Source organism: Micromonospora sp. NPDC047465 (assembly GCF_040643125.1).
Taxonomy (GTDB): Bacteria; Actinomycetota; Actinomycetes; order Mycobacteriales; family Micromonosporaceae; genus Micromonospora.
This window is the reverse complement of sequence record NZ_JBEYTP010000043.1, coordinates 24,541-44,729: the sequence shown is the minus strand read 5'-3', so window position 1 is coordinate 44,729 and position 20,189 is coordinate 24,541. Positions and strand designations below refer to the sequence as shown.

Genomic DNA, 20,189 nt, shown 5'->3' with positions numbered 1-20,189 from the left:
CGCGCGCCGCGCCCCAGGTCGCCGCCGCTGGCGTTCCGCTGAGGGCGAAGTCGCGGTTCGCCCGCCGGGGCGTCCCACCCCGGTCGGTACGCTCTGCCGCATGAGACGTCGTGGCGTGACCGTCCTGCTCGGTGCTCTGCTCACCACCCTGCTCAGCATCGGCGTGCTCGGCGCGCCCATCCCGTACGTGGTGCTCGGCCCCGGGCCGACCGTGAACACGCTGGGCAAGGAGAACGGCAAGGAGGTCATCCAGGTCAGCGGCCGGGAGACTTCCACGTCCGCCGGGCAGCTCCGGTTGACCACGGTCGGGGTGCAGCCCACGGTCAAGCTGCGCTCGGCGATCCAGGGCTGGTTCTCCGACGACGAGGCGGTCGTGCCGCGCGAGCTGGTCTACCCGCCCGGGGAGAGCCGCGAGGAGGTCGACGAGCGCAACGCCGAGGACTTCAAGGTCTCGCAGACCAGCGCGGAGACCGCGGCGCTGAGCGAGCTGGGGTACCCGGTCCAGGTGGTGGTCAAGACCGTGGCCGCCGACGGCCCGGCCGCCGGCGTGCTCAAGCCCGGCGACGTGGTGACCTCGGTGGACGGGCAGCCGGTGCCGGTGGCCGCCCGGCTCACCGAGCTGGTCCGGGCCAAGCCCGCCGGGACCGCGCTGGAGATCGGCTACACCCGGGGCGGCGCCGCCGCCACGGCGAAGGTGACCAGCCGGGAGCAGGACGGCCGGCCCCGCATCGGCATCGAGATCGAGCAGCAGCAGCCGCACCCGTTCACCCTCAGCATCGACCTGGAGGACATCGGCGGGCCGAGCGCCGGCCTGATGTTCGCCCTCGGCATCGTGGACAAGCTGACCCCGGAGGACCTGACCGGCGGGAAGATCATCGCCGGCACCGGCACCATCGACGACGCCGGCCGGGTCGGTCCCATCGGCGGCATCGCGCAGAAGCTGGTGGGCGCGAAGGAGGCCGGCGCGGTGGCGTTCCTGGTGCCGGCGGACAACTGCGCCGAGGCCGTCCGCAACCCGCAGCCCGGGCTGCCGCTGCTGCGGGTCGGCTCGCTGGACGAGGCGCTGACCGCCCTGGAGACGCTGCGCGCCGGCGGGCAGCCGACCCGCTGCTGACCGCCGCGCGCGGCCGGTTCCGCCGCCGCCGACCCCGCCGCGCCGGAGGAGCGCGCGCCGATCAGGTACGCACCCGGTCGCCGCGACGAGCGCCGTCGGCCGGCGCGGGGCGGCTCCGCGTGGTCGCCACGTGACCTTGGACCGACACGTTCAGGAACACCCCGTACTCTGGGTGCCTGGTCGGAGCCGATCACATCGAGCGTGCGGAGCCAACAGTGGTCATGCGTAGCAGCAGCCCCCTGCCGAGGATGAGCCGACGCGGACGCGTCACGATCGGTGTGCTGGTCGGGGTGTTCGTGCTCTTCACCCTGCTCGGCTGGGGTGTCCAGGCGTGGACGGACTGGCTGTGGTTCGACGAGGTCCGCTACACGCAGGTCTTCACCGGCGTGCTGGCGACCCGGTTGCTGCTCTTCCTCGCCGTCGGCCTCGGCATGGCCGTGCTCGTCGGCGGGAACCTCTGGCTGGCCCACCGGCTGCGCCCCCGGATGCGGCCGCACTCGCCGGAGCAGGCCACCCTCGAGCGCTACCGGATGCTGCTGAGCCCCCGGCTCGGCCTGTGGATCGCGCTGGTCGCCGGCGTGGTCGGCCTCTTCGCCGGGCTGTCGGCGCAGAGCCGGTGGAACCAGTGGTTGCTCTTCCGCAACGGCGGGGACTTCGGCGTCGAGGACCCGGAGTTCGGGGTGGACATCGGCTTCTACGTCTTCCAGTTGCCGTTCTGGCGCTACCTGCTCGGGGTCGGCTTCACCGCGGTGGTGCTGTCCGTGGTCGGCGCGCTGGCCGTGCACTACATCTTCGGCGGCGTCCGGCTCCAGGGCGTCGGCGACCGGATGACCAACGCCGCCCGGGCCCACCTGAGCACGCTGGTCGCGGTGTTCGTCCTGCTCAAGGCCATCGCGTACGTGCTGGACCGGCGGGCGATGCTGCTGGAGTACAACGACGGCGCCAACGTCTACGGTGCCGGCTACGCCGACGTCAACGCGCTGCTGCCGGCCAAGGAGATCCTCGCGTACATCTCCATCGTGGTGGCCATCGCGATCATCGTCTTCTCCAACGCGTGGATGCGGAACCTGGTCTGGCCCGGCATCTCGCTCGCCCTGCTCGGCGTCTCCGCGGTCGCCATCGGCGGCATCTACCCCTGGGCGGTGCAGACCTTCGAGGTCAAGCCGAGCGCCAAGGAGAAGGAGGCGCCCTACATCGATCGCAGCATCAAGGCCACCCGGGCGGCGTTCGGGCTGGAGTCGGTGACCACCACGCCGTACGCGGCGAACAACCTGACCCCGCCGGCGAGCCTGGCCACGGACACCTCCGTGGTGCCGAACATCCGGCTGCTCGACCCGCAACTGGTCTCGGAGACCTACACCCAGCGCCAGCAGGTCCGCCAGTTCTACGACTTCGGCGAGAAGCTGGACGTCGACCGGTACGCGGTCAACGGCAAGGTGCAGGACTACGTGGTCGGCCTCCGCGAGGTCAACTACCGGCAGCTGACCCCCCAGCAGAACACCTGGATCAACCGGCACACCGTCTACACCCACGGCTACGGGCTGGTGGCGGCACCGGGCAGCCGGGTGGTCTGCGGCGGCCAGCCGTTCTTCGTCTCCGGCTTCCTCGGCGACCCCCAGGAACAGCAGAAGCAGCAACAGGGCCAGGCGCAGACGAACGAGCAGTGCGCCGCGCAGACCGAGCAGATCCCGGCGAAGCAGCCCCGGATCTACTACGGCGAGCGGATGGACGAGGGCGACTACGCGATCGTCGGCCAGACCGACCCGGAGCGGAAGGCGGAGTTCGACCGCCCCGTCGGCGAGGGTGGCGAGTCCTACACCTACACCGGTGAGGGCGGCGTCGAGATCGGCTCGTTCACCCGCCGGCTGCTCTACGCGATCAAGGAGCAGGAGTCGAACTTCCTGCTCTCCGACGCGGTCAACGACAACTCGAAGCTGCTCTACGTGCGCAACCCGCGCGACCGGGTGGAGAAGGTCGCCCCGTTCCTGACCCTGGACGGCGACCCGTACCCGGCGGTGGTGGACGGCCGGATCCAGTGGATCATCGACGGCTACACCACGGCGGCGACCTATCCGTACGCCGAGCGGATCAACCTCCAGGAGCAGACGGCCGACGAGCTGACGGGGCGGGGCACGTTCCAGCTCGCCCGGGAGAACGTCAACTACATCCGCAACTCGGTCAAGGCCACCGTCGACGCGTACGACGGCACCGTCCGGCTCTACGAGTTCGACGAGACCGACCCGGTGCTCAAGGCGTGGAACAAGGCGTTCGGCGGCGACCTGGTGGTGCCGAAGTCGGAGACCCCGGTGGAGTTGGCCGAGCACTTCCGCTACCCGTCCGACCTGTTCAAGGTGCAGCGCAACCTGCTGACCCGGTTCCACGTGACCGACCCCGGCGACTTCTACTCGGCGCAGGACTTCTGGCAGGTGCCGAACGTTCCGGACGCCCCCGACACCGGCCAGAAGCAGCCGCCGTACTACCTGTTCACGCAGTTCCCCGGCCAGGAGTCGCCACGCTTCCAGCTCACCTCGGCGGTCACCCCGAACGGCCGGGAGAACCTCGCCGCGCTGATCTCCGGGTCGTACGTGGACGGGCAGCCGAAGCTCGAGGTGCTCGACCTGCCCGACCAGACCCGGGTCTCCGGGCCGGTGCAGGTGCACCAGTCGATGACCCAGAACGGCAACATCCGGCAGCAGCTCAACCTGCTCCAGTCCGCGCAGGCGCAGGTGCAGTACGGCAACCTGCTCTCCCTGCCGTTCGGCGACGGCATGCTCTACGTCGAGCCGGTCTACGTGAAGACCGCCGCGCAGAACGCGCCGCCGCTGTTGCAGCGGGTGCTGATGTCCTACGGCGACGGCGGCTCCTACGTGGTGCTGGCCAACAGCGTCGCCGACGGCATCAAGCAGCTCGTCGAGCAGGGCAAGCAGGCCGCCGCCCCGGGCGCGCCGCCACCGACCGGCGGTACGCCGCCGGGCGGCACCCCGCCGGGCGGCACGCCGCCCGCGCTGACCGGTGAGTTGGCCGAGGCGGCCAACCGGGTCCAGACCGCCATCACGGAGGTCCGGGCCGCGCAGGCGTCCGGCGACTTCGAGCGGTACGGGCGCGCGCTGAAGGCGCTGGACGAGGCGCTCACCGCCTTCCAGCAGGCCCAGCGGGCGGCGACCACCCCGGCGCCCGGCGCCACGCCCAGCGGCAGCCCGCCGGCGTCCCCGGCGGCCAGCGGCAGCGCCGCACCGACGCCGAGCGGCTGACCAGGCAATCCGCCGCAGCGCCCCCGGCCCGTGGACCGATCCGGTCCCCGGCACCGGGGGCGCTGTCGCTTTCCCGACCGGCGGCCGGACCCCCGCAACCCGCCCCCTCCTGACGCCGTCTTCCCTGCAAGAGGCGGGAACGGCCGGGGGAGCGTGGTCGGGAGATGAGGGACGCAACAAGCTTCGACGAGTTCTACCGGAGCACCTCGCGGCGGATGCTCCGCTACGGCTACGCCGTGGTGGGCGACCACACCGAGGCGCAGGACCTCGTGCAGGAGGCGTACGCCCGGGCCTGGCGGCAGTGGGGCCGGCTGACCACCCACCCGGCGCCGGAGGCCTGGCTGCGGCTCGTGGTCGCGCGGCTGGCCACCGACCGGTGGCGCCGGCTGCACGGCTGGCGCGCGATGCTGAGCCGTACGGGGCCGCCGGAGTAGGTGCCGCCGCCGGGCGAGGAGGGCGTGCTGCTGGTGGGCGCGCTGCGCCAACTGCCGGCCGCCCAGCGGCAGGCGCTCGCCCTGCACTACCTCTTCGACATGTCGGTGCAGGACATCGCCCGGGAGACGCAGGTGCCCACCGGCACAGTGAAGTCCTGGTTGGCGCGGGGGCGGGCCCGGCTGGCCACGCTGCTGCCGGACCGGTCCGTCGAGGATCTGGAGGCGAACGATGTCGCGTGAACTGTCCGATCTCTACCGGTCGCTCGCCGAGGACGCCGACGGCCGCACCCTGGCCGCCCCTCAGCAGGTGCGGCGGCGCGCCGACCGGCGGGCCCGGGTCCGGATCACCGGTGCCGCGCTCGCGACGGCACTGCTGGCCGGCGGGCTGGCGACCGGCACCCGGCTGGTGCTGGCCGGGGACGCCACCCCCCTCCCGCCGCCCGCCGGCACCCCGGCACCGCCGGCGACCGCCCCGGCGCCCACCCCGTCCCCGTCCTCGGCGGCGACGGGCACGCCGACCGGCGCGCCATCGGTGACGGGCACGCCCCCGGCGAGGGGCACGCCCGCGACGACGGCGGGGAGCACCGGCGCCCCGCCGCCGCGTACGCCCACCTCGGTCCCGGACCGGGCCTTCTTCGTCCAGGCGGCCGCGAACCGGACGGGCATCGACCCGGTCTTCCGCGACACGGCGGCGCTGCCGGGGCTCTGCGACGTCCGGTACGGCAGCGACGCCGGGATCGTGCAGCGCCGCACCCGGAACCTCGCCTACAAGCTGCCCCGCACCCCGCAGGGGTACGTCCCCGACGGCAGCTACGCGCACAGCGTCACGGTCTACCGTCCGGGCCGGGCCGACGACTTCCTCCGCGAGCTGCGGGCGGCGGTGCGAGCCTGCCCCGAGCAGCCGGGCGTGAGCGGCGGCAACCCGTCGACGTCCCGGGTGCGGCTGCTGGCCGACGGCGGATTCGGCGACGACTCGGTGCTGTTCGAGATCCGGACGCCGGGTCGGGACGTCGAGGGCGAGCCGACGGGCGGCGAGGAGCTCCGGCTGATCCGGGCGATCCGGGTCGGGAACGTGGTGACCGTGCTCTGAGAACAGGGCTGGGAGGGCACCTCCGCCGAGCGGTCCCAGGTCGACGCCGACAGCCGGCGGGCGGTCGACGCGATCGAGGACTGGCTGGGTTGAGCCGTACGGCGGTCCGGGCGGCGGCGCCGCGGCCCGGACCGCCCCGCTCGCGGGTCGTTTTGCGGCGGCCGGGGGTGGTGAGATACGGTATACGAGCCGACGCGGGGTGGAGCAGCTCGGTAGCTCGCTGGGCTCATAACCCAGAGGTCGCAGGTTCAAATCCTGTCCCCGCTACCACGTCGGAACGGCCCCGAGGGAAATCCTCGGGGCCGTTCCGCGTTCTCGGGCAGGAACCGGGCTCCGGGCCGCCTCCGGCGGAGGCGACGACCGGGATGCGGTCCGAGTCGGGTCGGCCGTGCCGCCAGCGGCGGACGCGACCCGGAGCCTCCGCCGGTCTTGGCCCTGCGGGGCACGCGTCCCCGGCTGCCTCGGTGGCGCGGCCCGGGAGGGGAATCCGGGCGGGATCGGGGGCCCGCTGATCATCGGGGCGAGGGATGCGATAGAGTAAACGAGCCGACGCGGGGTGGAGCAGCTCGGTAGCTCGCTGGGCTCATAACCCAGAGGTCGCAGGTTCAAATCCTGTCCCCGCTACTCTCGCGGAAGACCCCGGAGACGATCTCCGGGGTCTTCCGGCGTTTCCGGGTCTTTCGGCAGCTCCGGGGTCTTTCGGCGTCTCCGGGCCCGACGCGCCGGTCCGGATCCTGTGGGCGGGTTGCCCGCCGACTGGCGTGCCAGGGTTGCGGTTGTCGGCGAGGATGTCAGCATGTCTTCCTTCGGTAAGTGGTGGGGTCGGCTCAGCGCTGTCCTCGGTGCCGTCGTGCTGTCGGTGTTCGTGCCCGTCGCGGCCTGGGCGTCCACCGGCACGGGTGAGCTGGTGGTGGAGGCCGCGCGGCGACGCCGGGGTGGCGGCTTCGGCTTCCTCAGCCTGCTCTGCTGCCTCGTGGTGGTCGCCGTGATCGTCTTCCTGGTGCTGCGGATGATGCGCAACCGGCGCGGCGGCCCACGGCGCTGAGCCGGACGGGTCGCGCCTGCCGGACGGCCCGCTATCCGGCCAGGGCGGCTTCCGCCCTGGCCATGAAGCGCGACGTCGCCGCCCGGCTGCCGGCCGCCCCGCTGCGGATGCTCTCGGCGGCCTCCAGCAGCAGCGTGCGCACCCGGGGATGGCCCTGCGGTGGCGGGCTGGGCGCCGGCCCCAACCGGTCGTCCAGCGCGGTGCCGAACGCCGCCGCGCGCTTCTGCGCCGGGTCGGTGATGCTGCCCTCCACGTAGCGGCGAACGGCGAGGCTGGGGCTGAGCCCCCGTTCGTGACCGAGCACCGCGCCCACCTCGCCGTTGCCGGTCAGGAAGTTGATCACGTCCGCCACCACGACGGGATGCCGAGTGCCGCGGAAGCCGGCCCAGAACATCGACGCCCGCGCCCACTGCGCCTCCGGCGGGCCGGGCAGGGCGGCCAGGCCGAGCTCGGCGCCGGTGAGCCGCTGGAGCTCCGGAAGCTGGTGTGACCAGGCGAAGGAGGCGGCCGCGGCGCCGGTGACCACCAGCTGTCGGCCTGGTTCGCCGCTGTCGGCCTGCTCGACCAGGGCGGCACTCGGGGTGGCCCGGTCGGACCGGGCGCGCCGCCACAGCTCGAACCACTCGACCAGCGCGTCGGCGTCGAAGCCGAGCTGCCGGCCCCGGTAGAGCTCGCCGCCCTGGCCGCGCAGCCAGTGCCAGAACGCGCGGTAGTCGCCGGAGGCGTCCATCGTGCCGGCCACCCGGCCCTCGCTGGCCCGGGTGACCCGCCGCGCCCAGGCGACGTACTCCGGCCAGGTCATCCCGTCGCCCGGCTCGGGCACGCCCAGCCGGCGCAGCAGCGTGCGGTTGTGGACCAGCGCGGCGGCGGTCTGCCCCGCCGCGACGCCCACCGTCCGCCCGTCGACCTGCCCGTAACGGACCAGGCCCGGCGGCAGGCTCCGCAGGTCCAGCCGGTGGTCGGCGACGTACCCGGTGAGGTCCAGGACGATCTCGCGGCGGGCGTACTCGGCGAGCATGCTGTCGTCGACCTGGATCAGGTCGGGCACGTTGCCGCCCGCGGCCTGGGTGGCCAGCCGGTCGTAGTAGCCGTCGACGCCCTGCCAGGTGATCCGGAAGCCGACGTGGGGGTTGCGGTCCGTGTAGAGCCGCAGCACCTGCTCGGTGAGCGCGGCCCGCCTCGCCCCGCCGTACCAGAAGACCGACAGCTCGACCGGGCCGCTCTCCGTCGGGGCCGCCCGCTCCTCGCTGCACCCGGTGAGCCCGCCGGCGGCGAGCACCGGCGCCCCCAGCAGCGCGGCGAGCACCCGCCGCCGGCCCGGGTCCGCCCCGTGACGGGGCAGCGGGGAGCGGGGAGCGGGCACGGAGTCTCCTGGTGGACCGGGTGGGCGGCGGCCGGATCATTCACGCAGGCGGTACGGGAGGGTGTCAACGTCCGTCCGGCCACACCGCCGCACCCGCTGTCGTCGGCATCGATGCCGTCCGCCACCGCCGGAGGCCGTACGCAGGTCGCGTGGTGTACTAGGCCGCGTGGAACTTCTGCACTCGGGCAAGGTACGGGACGTCTACGCCGACGGCGACGACCTGATCCTGGTCGCCTCCGACCGCATCTCGATCTACGACGTGGTGCTGCCGACGCCGATCCCCGACAAGGGCAAGTTGCTCACCGCGCTGTCCCTGTGGTGGTTCGAGCAGCTCTCCGACGTGGTGCCGAACCACGTCATCTCCGCCACCGACGTGCCGGCCGAGTTCGCCGGCCGGGCGATCCGCTGCCGGCGGCTGGAGATGGTGCCCGTGGAGTGCGTCGCCCGGGGCTACCTGACCGGCGGCGGCCTCAAGGAGTACCAGCGCACCGGTGCCGTCTCCGGCGTGGAGCTGCCGCGCGGCCTGGTCGAGGCGTCCATCCTGCCCGAGCCGATCTTCACCCCGTCGACCAAGGCGCCGGTGGGGGAGCACGACGAGCCGATCACCTTCGCCGAGGTGGTGGACAAGGTCGGCGCCGAGACCGCCGAGCGGCTGCGCCAGATCACCATCGACCTCTACCGCCGGGGCGCCGAGCTGGCCGCCGACCGGGGCATCCTGGTCGCCGACACCAAGATCGAGCTGGGCTGGGCGCCGGACGGCACCCTGACAATCGGCGACGAGCTGCTCACCTCCGACTCGTCCCGGTTCTGGCCGGCCGAGTCGTACCAGCCGGGCCGGGCGCAGTTCTCCTACGACAAGCAGTACGTCCGGGACTGGGCGGTGGAGAGCGGCTGGGACAAGCAGGCCCCGGCGCCCGAGGTGCCGGCCGAGGTGGTCGAGGCGACCCGGGCCCGCTACGTCGACGTCTACGAGAAGCTCACCGGCAACCGCTGGGGCTGATTTCCCGACCGGTGCAGCACCTCGGCCACCCCACGGACTTTCCTGGGGCGGAGGTGCGGGCGCCGCGACGAGCCCGGTCGGTGTCGTCAGTCGACCCAGTCGAGGGTGCGCTCGACGGCCTTGCGCCAGTTGCGCAGCTCGCGCTCGCGGTGGGCCGCAGCCATGGTCGACTCCCACTGCGCGTCGGAGCGCCACTGGGCGCGCAGCGTCGCCAGGTCCGGCCAGAAGCCGACCGCAAGGCCGGCCGCGTACGCGGCGCCGAGGCAGGTGGTCTCGGTGATCCGGGAGCGGACCACCGGCACGTCGAGCACGTCGGCGAGGAACTGCATCAGCAGCCCGTTGGCGGTCATGCCGCCGTCGACCCGGAGCCGGCGCAGCGCCACGTCGGAGTCGGCGTTCATCGCGTCGACCACCTCGCGGGTCTGCCAGGCCGACGCCTCCAGCACGGCCCGGGCCAGGTGCCCCTTGGTGATGTAGCCGGTCAGCCCGGCGATCACCCCGCGCGCGTCGTTGCGCCAGTGCGGGGCGAACAGGCCGGAGAAGGCCGGTACGACGTAGCAGCCGCCGTTGTCGTCGACGGTGCCCGCCAGCTCCTCCACCTCGCCGGCGGTGGAGATCAGCCCGAGGTTGTCCCGCAGCCACTGCACCAGCGAGCCGGTGACCGCGATCGCCCCCTCCAGCGCGTACGCGGCGGGCTGGCCGTCGATGCGGTAGGCGACCGTGGTGAGCAGGCCGTGGGCGGAGGGGACCGGGCTGGCGCCGGTGTTGAGCAGCAGGAAGCTGCCGGTGCCGTAGGTGCACTTCGCCTCGCCCGGCTGGAAGCAGGTCTGCCCGAACAGGGCGGCCTGCTGGTCGCCGAGCGCGCTGGCCACCGGCACCCCGGCCAGCACCCCGGTCGCCTCCCCGTAGACCTCGGCGGAGCTGCGGAGCTCCGGCAGCACGGCGGCCGGCACGCCCATCGCGTCGAGCAGCTCCGGGTCCCAGTCGAGGGTGGTCAGGTCCATCAGCATGGTGCGGCTGGCGTTGGTCACGTCGGTCACGTGCCGGCCGGTCAGCTTCCAGACCAGCCAGCTGTCCATCGTGCCGAACAGCACCTCGCCGGCCTCGGCGCGCTCGCGCAGCCCGTCGACGTGGTCCAGCAGCCAGCGCAGCTTCGGCCCGGCGAAGTAGGTGGCCAGCGGCAGGCCGGTGCGGGAGCGGAACCACTCCTCGCCGTACGCCTGCGCCAGCTCGCGCAGCAGCGGCCCGGTGCGGGTGTCCTGCCAGACGATCGCGTTGGCCACCGGCCGCCCGGTGGCCCGGTCCCAGACGAGGGTGGTCTCCCGCTGGTTGGTGATGCCCACGGCGGCGAGCCCGGCGGCGTCGGTCCCGGCGGCCCGCAACGCCTCCCGGACCACCAGCTCCACGTTGTCCCAGATCTCCTCGGCGTCGTGCTCCACCCAGCCGGGCCGGGGGAAGACCTGCCGGTGCTCCCGCTGCGCCACGGAGACGATCTCCCCGGCCCGGTCGAAGACGATGCACCGCGAGGAGGTGGTGCCCTGGTCGATGGCGGCGACGTACTGGGGGGTCACGGCAGCACCGTACCCGGACCGGCCGCGCTCCGCCGACCGGCGCGGCCCCGATCGGAGCCCGGTCCGGGTGCCGTCCGTACGATGTGCGGACGTGCGTGACATCGCCGTTTTCAGTGGTACCGCCCATCCCGACCTCGCCGCCGAGATCTGCGCCCACCTCGGTGTGCCCCTGTACCCGGTGCGGGTGTCCCGGTTCGCCAACGACTGCCTGGAAGTGCAGTTGCAGGCCAACTGCCGGGAGCGCGACGTCTTCCTGATCCAGCCGCTGGTCCCGCCCGTGCAGGAGAACCTGGTCGAGCTGCTGCTCATGATCGACGCGGCCCGGGGCGCCTCCGCCGGCCGGATCACCGTGGTGCTGCCGCACTACGCGTACGCCCGGTCGGACAAGAAGGACGCGCCGCGCATCTCCATCGGCGGGCGGCTCGTGGCCGACCTGCTCACCTCGGCGGGGGCGGACCGGGTGCTGGCGATGACCCTGCACTCGCCCCAGGTGCACGGCTTCTTCAGCGTGCCGGTCGACCACCTGCACGCGCTGCGCGAGCTGGCCGCCCACTTCACCCGCTACGACCTGAGCAACACGGTGGTGGTCTCGCCGGACCTGGGCAACGCCAAGGAGGCCGCGGCGTTCGCCCGCCGGCTCGGCACGCCGGTGGCGGCCGGGGCGAAGCAGCGGTTCAGCGACGACCGGGTCAAGATCAGCGCGGTGATCGGCGACGTGGCCGACCGGGACGTGATCGTGCTGGACGACGAGATCGCCAAGGGCAGCACGGTGATCGAGCTGATGGAGCACCTGCGCGAGCGGAAGGTCCGCTCGATCCGGCTGGCCTGCACGCACGGCCTCTTCTCCAGCGGCGCGCTCCAGCGGCTCAGCGAGCAGGAGGGCGTGCTGGAGATCGTCTGCACCAACACCGTGCCGATCCCGGCCGACAAGCGGGTGCCGAAGCTGGCGGTCCTCTCGGTGGCTCCGGCGCTCGCCGAGGCGATGCGCCGCATCCACAACGGCGAGTCCGTCAGCGCCCTCTTCTCCTGACCCCTCGCCCGCTCCCGCCCCTCCCCGCTCCCGTGATCCTGCACTGCTGCTGGCCCCGGCGAACCGGGCACGGCGCCCAGTTCGTGGGCCGACAGTGCAAGATCCCCGGAGTTGGGGGAGGGAGGGGAGGTCAGTCGCGGCGGTGGCGGCCGATGTGTTCGGGGGTGCCGACGGCGGCGCTGATCCGTACGGTCGTGCCGGCGGCGCCGGTCTCGACCTCCATGCTGTCGCTCAACTCCCGGGCCAACCAGAGGCCCCACCCGCCGGCGGTGTCCGGTGCGGGGCGGGCCCGGTCGCCGAGCCGCTGCGTGCTGATCCCCCCGCCGTGGTCGGCGACCTCGCAGACGAGCAGCCCCGACTGCCGCCACAGTCGCAGCGAGCCCCGGCCCCCGCCGTGCCGGACCGCGTTCGTGATCAGCTCGTTGACCGCCAGCACGAAGTCGTCCAGGCGCTGGCCGGCCAGCCCCGCAGTGTGCGCGCAGGAAGTGACCGAGTGCCGCAACTCGGTCACCTGGGCCTGGTCGAAGGCCTCGGCGATCAGGAGGGAAGGTTCGATGGGCACAACCGTACGCGGTACCGGGGATTCTGCACTCGTCATGGCCCCGTCCCGACAGCGGATCACAGAACTTGTTGCGGAATTCCCACCGTACGCCAGCGCTTCCCGGCGTGCATCCGCCAGCCCGTCGGCCGCCGCGCGGGCTGTGGCATCGTGACGACCGTGCCGACGCCGCCCAGTGGATTCGAGGTCCCGCTCTGGCGGGCCATCGCCGTTTTCCGGGTGGCCTCCCTGGCGTACGTCTGCGTGCTGGCGCTGCGGCACTTCGACCGGTACGCCCACCCCCTGGCGGCCGTCGGCGTGGTCCTGCTGATGGCGGCCTGGACCGGGGTGACCGCCGTCGGCTACGCCCGCCCGGCCCGGCGGGGCTGGCCGCTGCTCGCCGCGGACCTCGCGGTCGTCCTCGGCATCCTGCTGGTCAGCCCGTGGGTGGTCGGGCGCGCGGCGCTCGCCGCCGGGGTGCCGACCCTGGCGGTGGCCTGGCTGGCCGGCCCGGTGCTCGCCTGGGCCGTCTCCGGCGGGCGGCGTCGGGGCACGGTGGCCGCCCTGGCGGTCGGCGCGGCGGACCTCGTCACCCGCGAACGGATCGGCCAGTCCTCGCTCACCGGGGTGATCCTGCTGCTGCTCGCCGGGGTCGTCGTCGGGCACGTCGCCCGGCTGGCGGTGACCGCCGAGGAGCGCCTGCACCGGGCGGTGGAGCTGGAGGCGGCGACCCGGGAGCGGGAGCGGCTGGCCCGGGACATCCACGACGGCGTCCTCCAGGTGCTCGCCCTGGTGCAGCGGCGCGGCGCCCACCTGGACGGCGAGGCCGGCGAGCTGGCCCGGCTCGCCGGGGAGCAGGAGGCCGCGCTGCGCGCCCTGATCGCCGGCACCGCGCCGGCCGGCGCCGACACCGACGGCGGGCCGGTGGACCTGCGGGCGCTGGTCGGCCGGTACGCCTCGGCGGCGGTCTCGCTGTCCGCGCCGGCCACCCCGGTGCCGCTGCCCCGGCCGGTGGCCCACGAGCTGGCGGCCGCGACCGCCGCCGCGCTGGACAACGTCGCCCGGCACGCGGACGGGCGGGCCTGGGTGCTGATCGAGGACGAGGGGGCGACGGTGACGGTCTCCGTCCGCGACGAGGGGCCGGGGTTCCCGAACGGCCGCCTGGCCGAGGCCGCCGCCGAGGGGCGGCTCGGCGTCGCGCGGTCCATCCGGGGCCGCCTCGCCGACCTCGGCGGCACGGTGCGGATCACCTCCGCGCCCGGTGCCGGTACCGAGGTGGAACTGACCGTCCCGAGGGGGAGCGACGGTGCGCGCGGGGAGTGAGCCGGTCTGCCCGCCCCGCGGGTCGCGGACGAAGATGGGCTCATGACGGGTGTGCGCGTGATGGTGGTCGACGACCACCCGATGTGGCGGGAAGGGGTGGCCCGGGACCTCACCGAGGCCGGCCACGTCGTCGTCGCCACCAGCGGCGAGGGCCGGCAGGCCGTCCGGGTGGCCGCCGCCGCCCGGCCCGACGTGGTGGTGCTCGACCTGCAACTGCCGGACGTCTCCGGGGTGGAGGTGATCCGTGGGCTGCGCGCCGCGCTGCCGGAGGTGCGGGTGCTGATGCTGTCGGCCAGCGGCGAGCAGCAGAGCGTGCTGGACGCGGTGAAGGCGGGCGCCACGGGCTACCTGGTGAAGTCGGCCGCCCCGGCCGAGTTCCTGGACGCCGTGCGCCGGACGGCGGCGGGGGAGCCGGTCTTCACGCCCGGCCTGGCCGGCCTGGTCCTCGGCGAGTACCGCCGGCTGGCCGCCGCCCCGGCCGGGGCCGCCCCGACGGCGGGCCGGGACCCGGCGCCCCGGCTCACCGACCGGGAGACCGAGGTGCTGCGCCTGGTGGCCAAGGGGATGTCCTACAAGCAGATCGCCGACCGGCTCGGACTGTCGCACCGTACGGTGCAGAACCACGTGCAGAACACGCTGGGCAAGCTCCAACTGCACAACCGGGTCGAGCTGACCCGGTACGCGATCGAGCGGGGCCTGGACGACTGAGGCTGCCGGACCGCGCACTGGACGTGGTGTGAAAGCTGGACGCTCCGACAGCCCTGCGCCGCCTCAGACCGAGTGCGGCGGGCGCGTCTCGTGGATGGCCAACTCCTCGGCGCTCGCCCCGCCGCCGGCCGACCCGGCGTCGTACGCGACCGAGTCGGTCTCCTGGTCGGTGTGCGCCCCCTCGTCCGGTTCGACGAGCCGGCCGACCTGGGCGTCGGCGGTGGTGCCGAGCTTGCCGTGGTCGTAGAGGGAGACCGGCGAGTCCGGGTCGGAGGTGGGCCCCGGGTCGATCACGTCCGCGTCGAGCTGGGCCTGCGCCGCGGCCTCCTCGCTGTCGGCCTCGGCGGCGATGTCCGGGTCGACGGGGCCGGCCAGCGGGTCGTCGGCCGGGCGTTCGCGCTGCTCCCGGTCGAGCTTGTAGTCCAGCGACTCGCCGTCGAGCTGCTCCTCGGCGGTGGTCCCGTACCGGTCCACCGCCACCGGCGTCCGGTCGGCGGGTAGCTGCGCCGGCTCCGGTCCGTCCGCCTCGCGCCCGGTCAGGACGTCGTCGTTGGCGGTCGAGTCGTCGTCGGCGGTGTCGGGCAGGCCCTCCGCCTCGGGGTCGGACACGGGGGTCGGGTACTGGTCGTCGCGCATGGCTGACCACTACCCACTGCCCTCCCGGCGTAACCGGTGCCGGGCGTGGCCATCCGGGCGGAAGCGTCGCGTTCCGGGACGGACGGGGAGGATCGGGGCGGCGGTCAGCCGCCGAGGCCGGCCTCGTCCGCGGCGTACAGGACGCACCAGACCACCTTGCCGTCCGGCACCCGGCTGCTGCCCCAGCGGCGGGCGACGGTGTCGATCAGCAGCAGGCCGCGCCCGCCGACGGTGTCCACCGGCGCCGGCCCGGCGAAGGCCGGCTGCCGCGACGAGTGGTCGCGCACGGCGAGGTGCAGGGTGTCGTCCCGGGGCGCCAGCCGCACCGTCATCGCGGTGTGCGCGTGGGCGACCACGTTGCCGACCAGTTCGGTGACCGCGATGCACCCCGGCTCGGCCAGCTCGTCCAGCCCCCAGCGGCGGCAGCCCTCGGTGACGAGGTGCCGGGCCTGTCGGGCGGCCTCCACGGCGGGTGGGAAGTCGGCGCTGACCACCGCGGCCATCGGCGCGGCGGCCAGCCCGGCCATCGCCCCCTCCAGGGTCGGCCAGGCCGGCGCGCCGTCGACGGTGGTGGTCGGGTCGCAGAGGAGCAGGTCGGCGGCGGGCCAGTCGAGGACCTCCCGGCGCACCTCCGCGAAGACGCCCCGGGCGGCCGGATCGGGCATCGCCAGGCCGGTCAGGTCGGCCACCACCGGGCCGGGTCGGGCGCAGAGCCGGGCGAGCAGCCCGGCGCGCACCGTGCCGACCTCAAGCCGGTCGAGGACGCCGGTCAGCCGGACCACTCCGGACGACTCGTCCGTCTCTACCCGGCAGCGCACGTCGGTCGGCATGATCGTCCCATTGTGCCCTCCCGGGCCGGGCCCCGCACCGCTCCGCTCGGCCCGGCGCATCAGCGGTCCGTCCGCGCTCGGCGGGCCATCGCCGCCACCGTCCCGACGGCCGTTCCCGCCGCCGCCAGCCCGAAGGCGGCGGTCATCCGCAGCAGGTGCCGTCGCCGGCCGTGCCAGCCGCCGTCGCGCCGCGCCGCCGCGTCGGCCTGGAAGACGTTGCCGGTGCTGTCGAGCCGCGGGGCCGGTCCGAACTGGGTGCGGTGGGTGTACCAGCCGAGCGCCCGTTCGGCCAGCGCCGGGGCGACCCGCCACTGCAGTCCGATCAGCCGGGCGGCCCCGCCGGCGTACGCCTCGCGCCGCGGCCGGCGCAGCATCCGGACGATCGTCTCCGCCACCACCTCCGGCGGGTAGACCGGGGGCGGCGGCACCAGTTCCCGCCCGCTGTGGTTGGCGGCGTGCCGGAAGAACGGGGTGTCGATGGTGGCCGGCAGCACCGTGCAGATCGAGATGTTGCCCCGCCCCGTGACCCGCAGCTCCTGGCGGACCGTGTCGGCCAGGCCGCGGATGCCGTGCTTCGTCGCGTTGTACGCCGACTGGTAGGGCATCGCCACCTCGGCCAGCACCGAGGCGTTGTTGACCAGCACCCCGCCCCCCGCCGCGCCGAGGTGGGGCAGGGCGGCCCGGGTGCCGTACGCGGCGCCGAGCAGGTTCACCTCCAGCACCCGACGGAACTCCTCCACCGGGATCTCGTCGAAGAGCCCGACCGCGCTGACCGCGGCGTTGTTGACCCACCCGTCGATCCGGCCGAACTCGGCCACCGCGCGGGCGGCGAGCCGCTCGACGGCCGCCGGGTCGGTCACGTCGGTCGGCACGACCAGCGCCCGCCCGCCCAGTTCCCGGCACCGCTGCGCGACCCGCCCGAGGGCCGGCTCGCTGCGGGCGGCCAGCACGACGGCGGTGCCGCGACGGGCGAGGGCGTACGCCGTGGCCGTCCCGATCCCGCTGGAGGCGCCGGTGAGCACCACGGTGGCGTCGGCGAGGCTGCGGGTGAGAGGCATTCCTGGGCGGTACCCCGGCTGGCAGGGGTCATGCGGCCGATTGTGGGTCGGATGACGGTCGGTGGGTGACACGTGACCCGGCCGCGACGCTTGCCGTCGCGCAAGCACCCGCCGGGCTCTTCCCGATCTGCCAGGTTTCGGCTCCCGGGGGTCTGGTTAATGGGACCCTCTGACCGAGGACCACCGCTCGAGAAGATCGCATGGAGGTGACCCATGCGCGTCGGCCTCGTCTGCGCGCACGCCGGCCCGCCCAGGCGTGCCGACGCTCCGACCGTCGGCACCCACCAGCACATCGCGAGGGTCGCCGCCGAACTGGCCGCGCGGGGCCACGACGTCCGGGTGTACGAACGGCGCGACGATCCGGGCCTGCCGGACACGGCGACGGTCGACGGCTACCGGGTGGAGCGGGTGCCCGTCGGCCCGGCCGCCCCGATCCCCACCGCCGAGCTGGTCCCCCTCGTGGCCGAGTTCGGCACCTGGCTGGCCGACCGGTGGGCCGGCGACTGGCAGCCGGAGGTGGTGCACGGGCACTACTGGATCGGCGGACTGGCCGCGGCGCACGCGGTGCGCGAGACCGACATCGCGGTGGTGCAGACCTTCCACTCCCTCGGTGTCGAGCAACTGCGCCACCTCGGCCGCCAGTACGACGGCCCGGGCGAGCGGATCCCGCTGGAGCGGGCGCTGACCCGGGCGGTGGACATCGCGGTCGCCCAGTGCAACGACGAGGTCGACGAGCTGACCCGGATGGGGCTGCAACGCGCCTCCGTGGCGATGGTGCCGGCCGGCGTCGACACCGAGCAGTTCCACCCCGACGGCGAGGCCGCGCCCCGCGACCAGCGGGCCCGGATCCTCTCCGTCGGACTGTCGGCCGGGCACGGCCAGGAGGACCTGATCCGGGCCATGCGGCTCGTCGGCGACGCCGAGCTGGTGATCGCCGGCGGCCCGCCCGCCGAGCAGCTCGCCGGCCACGCCGAGGCCCGCCGCCTGCGCGAGCTGGCCGAGCGGAACGGGGTGGCCGACCAGGTGATGCTGGTGGGCGCGGTGCCGCACGAGCAGATGGCCACCTGGTACCGCTCGGCCGACGTGGTCGCCTGCACCCCGCACTACTCGTCCGCCGGGCGGGTGTCGCTGGAGGCGATGGCCTGCGGCGTGCCGGTGGTCGGCTACGCCATGGGCGGGATCGCCGACGCGGTGGTCGACGAGGTCACCGGGCGGCTGGTGCCGCCGGGCGACGTGCGCGTCCTCGGCGTGACCCTGCGCCGGCTGCTCTCCGACAACGCCGGGCGGTTCGCGTACGGGCACGCCGCCGTCGACCGGGTGCGGTGCAGTTACACCTGGGAGCGGACGGCGGGCGCGCTGGAGCGGCTCTACGAGCGGGTGGTGCGCCGCCGCAAGCCGGTCGAGGCGGCCTGAGGGAGCGCCCCGCCGGCCCCGTGCCTCAGAGCGGGCGGCCGACGCCGACCACGGCCCGGTCCCGTGCCCCGGCCACCGCGTGGTGGTGCTGGGGTTCGGCGTACCGGGTGAGGCCGATGACCGAGGCGAGGGTGACCAGGAACCCGGCCGCGGCGAGCCACTCCCGGCCGGGCCAGATCTTGTCGTTGAGCAGCAGCAGGCCGACGATCGCGGCGGGCACCGCCCCGGCGGCGTCCATCGCGGCCACGGCGGCCGTGGTCGAGCCGCGCTGCATGGCCAGGCCGAGCAGGAGCTGGCCGACGATCGAGTGCGCGATCAGCAGGTAGAGCAGCGGGTCCCGGACGAGCGCCTCCGCCGTGGAGGCCGAGGCCAGCGGTCGGGCGGCCACCGCGGCGGCGGAGAACGCCAGCCCGGCCAGCGAGCCGAGCGCCACCGAGCCCGGCGCCCCGTGCAGGCGTACGGCGAAGAAGCCGAGCACCGCGATCACGCCGAGCACCACCGCCAGGGTGATCATGCCGGCGGTGCCGAGCGGCTTGGACGGCGCGGGCCGGGCGGAGAGCACCAGCGCGGAGATCCCGGCGAAGAGCAGCACCAGCAGGGCCACCTCGGCCGCCGGCAACCGCCACTTCAGGACCAGCACGCCGAGCAGGGCGGTGACCCCGAGCCCGGCCGCGACGCTGGACTGCACGAGGAAGAGCGGCAGGTCCCGCCGGGCCAGGAAGGCCAGCACGAACCCGGCCACCTGACACGCCAGCCCGACCAGGTAGGTGCGGTGCCCGGCCAGCCGCAGCAGCAGCCCCGGGTCGAAGGTGTGATGGACGGTGGTGCGGGCGGCGGCCACCGACTGGAGCAGGTTGGCGACGCCGTACGCGACGATCATCGCCGCGAGGAAGCACCACCCGGAGGAGACCACCTGGCGAGGATAGAGGTTGCCGGAGGTCAGTGCTCGGCTGGCCGACCCAGCCGGGCGAGGATGTCGGCGTGCAGCGGGCCGTTGCTGGCCACGGCGCTGTTCTCGGCGCCGGCGTCGCCCGAGGGCGCGGGCCGGCCGGCCAGGTCGGTGAACGTCCCGCCCGCCTCGGTGACGATCGGCACCAGCGCGGCGACGTCCCACAGCGACAGTTCCGGCTCCACCATCACGTCCAGCGCGCCCTCGGCGAGCAGCATGTAGCCGTAGAAGTCGCCGTACGCCCGGCTGCGCCAGGTGTCCCGCATGAGCTGGAGCATCGCGTCCAGCCGGCCGGCGGACTCCCACCCGGTGAGGGACGAGTAGCAGAAGCTCGCGTCCGCCAGGTCCCGGACGCCGGAGACCCGGATGGGTGCGCCGCCGGCGGCGTCCGGCCCCGCGTACGCGCCCTCGCCGAGCGCGGCCCACCAGCGGCGGCCGAGGGCCGGCGCGGAGACCAGGCCGGCGACCGGGCGGTCCCCCTCCAGCAGCGCGATCAGGGTGGCCCAGACGGGCACGCCGCGGATGAAGTTCTTCGTGCCGTCGATCGGGTCGACCACCCAGCGCCGGCCGTCCGGGCCGCTGGCCGGCTGTTCGCCGTACTCCTCGCCGAGCAGGCCGTCGGCCGGCCGGTGCGCGGCCAGCAGCGCCCGGATCTCCCGCTCCACGGCGGTGTCCGCGTCGGAGACGGGGGTCAGGTCGGGCTTCGCGTCGACCCGCAGGTCGAGCGCCCGGAACCGGGCCGTGGAGACGGCGTCGGCGGCGTCGGCGAGCAGGTGGGCGAGGGCGAGGTCGTCGGCGTACCCGGTCACGTGCCCCAACCTACCGACGGCCCGGGC

16 protein-coding genes, 2 tRNA genes and 2 pseudogenes are annotated in these 20,189 nt (G+C 74.4%); 12 read left to right on the top strand and 8 right to left on the bottom strand.

What is annotated here, in order from left to right; genetic code table 11:
- The first annotated feature begins 100 nt into the window (after window positions 1–100).
- The 7 genes and pseudogenes from ABZ793_RS28560 (at window position 101) to ABZ793_RS28530 (ending at window position 6,934) form a co-directional block, all read left to right on the top strand.
- Window positions 101–1,114, top strand: a complete 1,014-nt coding sequence (locus tag ABZ793_RS28560) for a PDZ domain-containing protein (protein WP_357462406.1) — start codon at window positions 101–103, stop codon at window positions 1,112–1,114.
- A gap of 221 nt (window positions 1,115–1,335) precedes the next feature.
- Entirely contained in the window at window positions 1,336–4,365 is a 3,030-nt protein-coding gene (locus ABZ793_RS28555; protein WP_357462403.1) for a UPF0182 family protein, read from the top strand.
- A 164-nt stretch (window positions 4,366–4,529) separates the two neighbouring features.
- Window positions 4,530–5,039 (top strand): annotated as a pseudogene (locus tag ABZ793_RS28550) (SigE family RNA polymerase sigma factor).
- Window positions 5,029–5,889 carry a hypothetical protein gene (locus tag ABZ793_RS28545; protein WP_357462401.1) on the top strand — a complete coding sequence of 287 codons (861 nt, stop codon included), beginning with the start codon at window positions 5,029–5,031 and terminating at the stop codon, window positions 5,887–5,889. The pseudogene ABZ793_RS28550 and the gene ABZ793_RS28545 overlap by 11 nt, the downstream one beginning before the upstream one ends.
- A gap of 193 nt (window positions 5,890–6,082) precedes the next feature.
- A tRNA-Met gene (locus tag ABZ793_RS28540) sits at window positions 6,083–6,159 on the top strand.
- A 280-nt stretch (window positions 6,160–6,439) separates the two neighbouring features.
- Window positions 6,440–6,513 (top strand) — tRNA-Met (locus ABZ793_RS28535).
- Between the two features lie 172 nt (window positions 6,514–6,685).
- On the top strand, window positions 6,686–6,934 hold the full coding sequence (locus ABZ793_RS28530; protein WP_357462398.1) for a hypothetical protein: 249 nt from the start codon (window positions 6,686–6,688) through the stop codon (window positions 6,932–6,934).
- Between the two features lie 31 nt (window positions 6,935–6,965).
- Here the strand turns inward: ABZ793_RS28530 and ABZ793_RS28525 are convergent, their stop codons facing one another.
- Entirely contained in the window at window positions 6,966–8,297 is a 1,332-nt protein-coding gene (locus tag ABZ793_RS28525) for an extracellular solute-binding protein (RefSeq protein WP_357462396.1), read from the bottom strand.
- Window positions 8,298–8,463: 166 nt separating this feature from the next.
- Between ABZ793_RS28525 and ABZ793_RS28520 the strand changes: the two genes are divergently transcribed.
- Window positions 8,464–9,297, top strand: a complete 834-nt coding sequence (locus ABZ793_RS28520; protein WP_357462393.1) for a phosphoribosylaminoimidazolesuccinocarboxamide synthase — start codon at window positions 8,464–8,466, stop codon at window positions 9,295–9,297.
- A gap of 86 nt (window positions 9,298–9,383) precedes the next feature.
- Here ABZ793_RS28520 and glpK read toward each other — a convergent pair whose 3' ends face one another.
- Window positions 9,384–10,868 (bottom strand): glycerol kinase GlpK, encoded by a 1,485-nt coding sequence (gene glpK / locus ABZ793_RS28515; RefSeq protein ID WP_357462390.1) that lies wholly within the window; start codon window positions 10,866–10,868, stop codon window positions 9,384–9,386.
- A 91-nt stretch (window positions 10,869–10,959) separates the two neighbouring features.
- Between glpK and ABZ793_RS28510 the strand changes: the two genes are divergently transcribed.
- On the top strand, window positions 10,960–11,898 hold the full coding sequence (locus ABZ793_RS28510) for a ribose-phosphate pyrophosphokinase (protein ID WP_357462388.1): 939 nt from the start codon (window positions 10,960–10,962) through the stop codon (window positions 11,896–11,898).
- A gap of 130 nt (window positions 11,899–12,028) precedes the next feature.
- Here ABZ793_RS28510 and ABZ793_RS28505 read toward each other — a convergent pair whose 3' ends face one another.
- Window positions 12,029–12,496 (bottom strand): ATP-binding protein, encoded by a 468-nt coding sequence (locus tag ABZ793_RS28505; protein WP_357462385.1) that lies wholly within the window; start codon window positions 12,494–12,496, stop codon window positions 12,029–12,031.
- A 120-nt stretch (window positions 12,497–12,616) separates the two neighbouring features.
- Here ABZ793_RS28505 and ABZ793_RS28500 point away from each other — a divergent pair, with 120 nt between their 5' ends.
- Together ABZ793_RS28500 and ABZ793_RS28495 are read left to right on the top strand one after the other, a co-directional pair.
- A complete protein-coding gene (locus ABZ793_RS28500) occupies window positions 12,617–13,759 on the top strand; it encodes a DUF5931 domain-containing protein (RefSeq protein ID WP_357462383.1) in 1,143 nt (380 codons plus the stop codon).
- 42 nt (window positions 13,760–13,801) lie between these two features.
- A complete protein-coding gene (locus ABZ793_RS28495; RefSeq protein ID WP_350703797.1) occupies window positions 13,802–14,467 on the top strand; it encodes a response regulator transcription factor in 666 nt (221 codons plus the stop codon).
- Window positions 14,468–14,530: 63 nt separating this feature from the next.
- On the opposite strand, the gene ABZ793_RS28490 is transcribed toward ABZ793_RS28495, so the two are convergent.
- From ABZ793_RS28490 to ABZ793_RS28480, 3 genes are all read right to left on the bottom strand, one after another.
- Complete coding sequence (locus tag ABZ793_RS28490) at window positions 14,531–15,103, bottom strand: DUF5709 domain-containing protein (RefSeq protein WP_357462381.1); 573 nt, start codon at window positions 15,101–15,103, stop codon at window positions 14,531–14,533.
- Between the two features lie 104 nt (window positions 15,104–15,207).
- Window positions 15,208–15,933: an ATP-binding protein gene (locus tag ABZ793_RS28485; RefSeq protein WP_350703794.1), complete on the bottom strand. Its 726-nt coding sequence runs from the start codon at window positions 15,931–15,933 to the stop codon at window positions 15,208–15,210.
- Between the two features lie 59 nt (window positions 15,934–15,992).
- Window positions 15,993–16,991 carry an SDR family oxidoreductase gene (locus ABZ793_RS28480; RefSeq protein WP_357462379.1) on the bottom strand — a complete coding sequence of 333 codons (999 nt, stop codon included), beginning with the start codon at window positions 16,989–16,991 and terminating at the stop codon, window positions 15,993–15,995.
- A gap of 213 nt (window positions 16,992–17,204) precedes the next feature.
- Here ABZ793_RS28480 and ABZ793_RS28475 point away from each other — a divergent pair, with 213 nt between their 5' ends.
- On the top strand, window positions 17,205–18,404 hold the full coding sequence (locus tag ABZ793_RS28475) for a glycosyltransferase (RefSeq protein ID WP_357462377.1): 1,200 nt from the start codon (window positions 17,205–17,207) through the stop codon (window positions 18,402–18,404).
- Here ABZ793_RS28475 and ABZ793_RS28470 read toward each other — a convergent pair.
- Window positions 18,359–19,284 (bottom strand): annotated as a pseudogene (locus ABZ793_RS28470) (hypothetical protein). The gene ABZ793_RS28475 and the pseudogene ABZ793_RS28470 sit on opposite strands and share 46 nt — an antisense overlap.
- A 59-nt stretch (window positions 19,285–19,343) precedes the next feature.
- The gene (hisN, locus tag ABZ793_RS28465) at window positions 19,344–20,162 is read right to left on the bottom strand and encodes a histidinol-phosphatase (RefSeq protein ID WP_357462375.1); all 819 of its coding nucleotides are present in this window, start codon (window positions 20,160–20,162) and stop codon (window positions 19,344–19,346) included.
- Between the last annotated feature and the right edge of the window lie 27 nt (window positions 20,163–20,189).

What these genes read in the sequence shown, in the direction of transcription:
- ABZ793_RS28560 (WP_357462406.1), top strand. Translation starts at nt 101, where the DNA reads ATGAGACGTCGTGGCGTGACCGTCCTGCTCGGTGCTCTGCTCACCACC.
- ABZ793_RS28555 (WP_357462403.1), top strand. Translation starts at nt 1,336, where the DNA reads ATGCGTAGCAGCAGCCCCCTGCCGAGGATGAGCCGACGCGGACGCGTC.
- ABZ793_RS28545 (WP_357462401.1), top strand. Translation starts at nt 5,029, where the DNA reads ATGTCGCGTGAACTGTCCGATCTCTACCGGTCGCTCGCCGAGGACGCC.
- ABZ793_RS28530 (WP_357462398.1), top strand. Translation starts at nt 6,686, where the DNA reads ATGTCTTCCTTCGGTAAGTGGTGGGGTCGGCTCAGCGCTGTCCTCGGT.
- ABZ793_RS28505 (WP_357462385.1), bottom strand. Translation starts at nt 12,496, where the DNA reads ATGACGAGTGCAGAATCCCCGGTACCGCGTACGGTTGTGCCCATCGAA.
- ABZ793_RS28495 (WP_350703797.1), top strand. Translation starts at nt 13,802, where the DNA reads ATGACGGGTGTGCGCGTGATGGTGGTCGACGACCACCCGATGTGGCGG.
- ABZ793_RS28490 (WP_357462381.1), bottom strand. Translation starts at nt 15,103, where the DNA reads ATGCGCGACGACCAGTACCCGACCCCCGTGTCCGACCCCGAGGCGGAG.
- ABZ793_RS28485 (WP_350703794.1), bottom strand. Translation starts at nt 15,933, where the DNA reads ATGCCGACCGACGTGCGCTGCCGGGTAGAGACGGACGAGTCGTCCGGA.
- ABZ793_RS28480 (WP_357462379.1), bottom strand. Translation starts at nt 16,991, where the DNA reads ATGCCTCTCACCCGCAGCCTCGCCGACGCCACCGTGGTGCTCACCGGC.
- ABZ793_RS28475 (WP_357462377.1), top strand. Translation starts at nt 17,205, where the DNA reads ATGCGCGTCGGCCTCGTCTGCGCGCACGCCGGCCCGCCCAGGCGTGCC.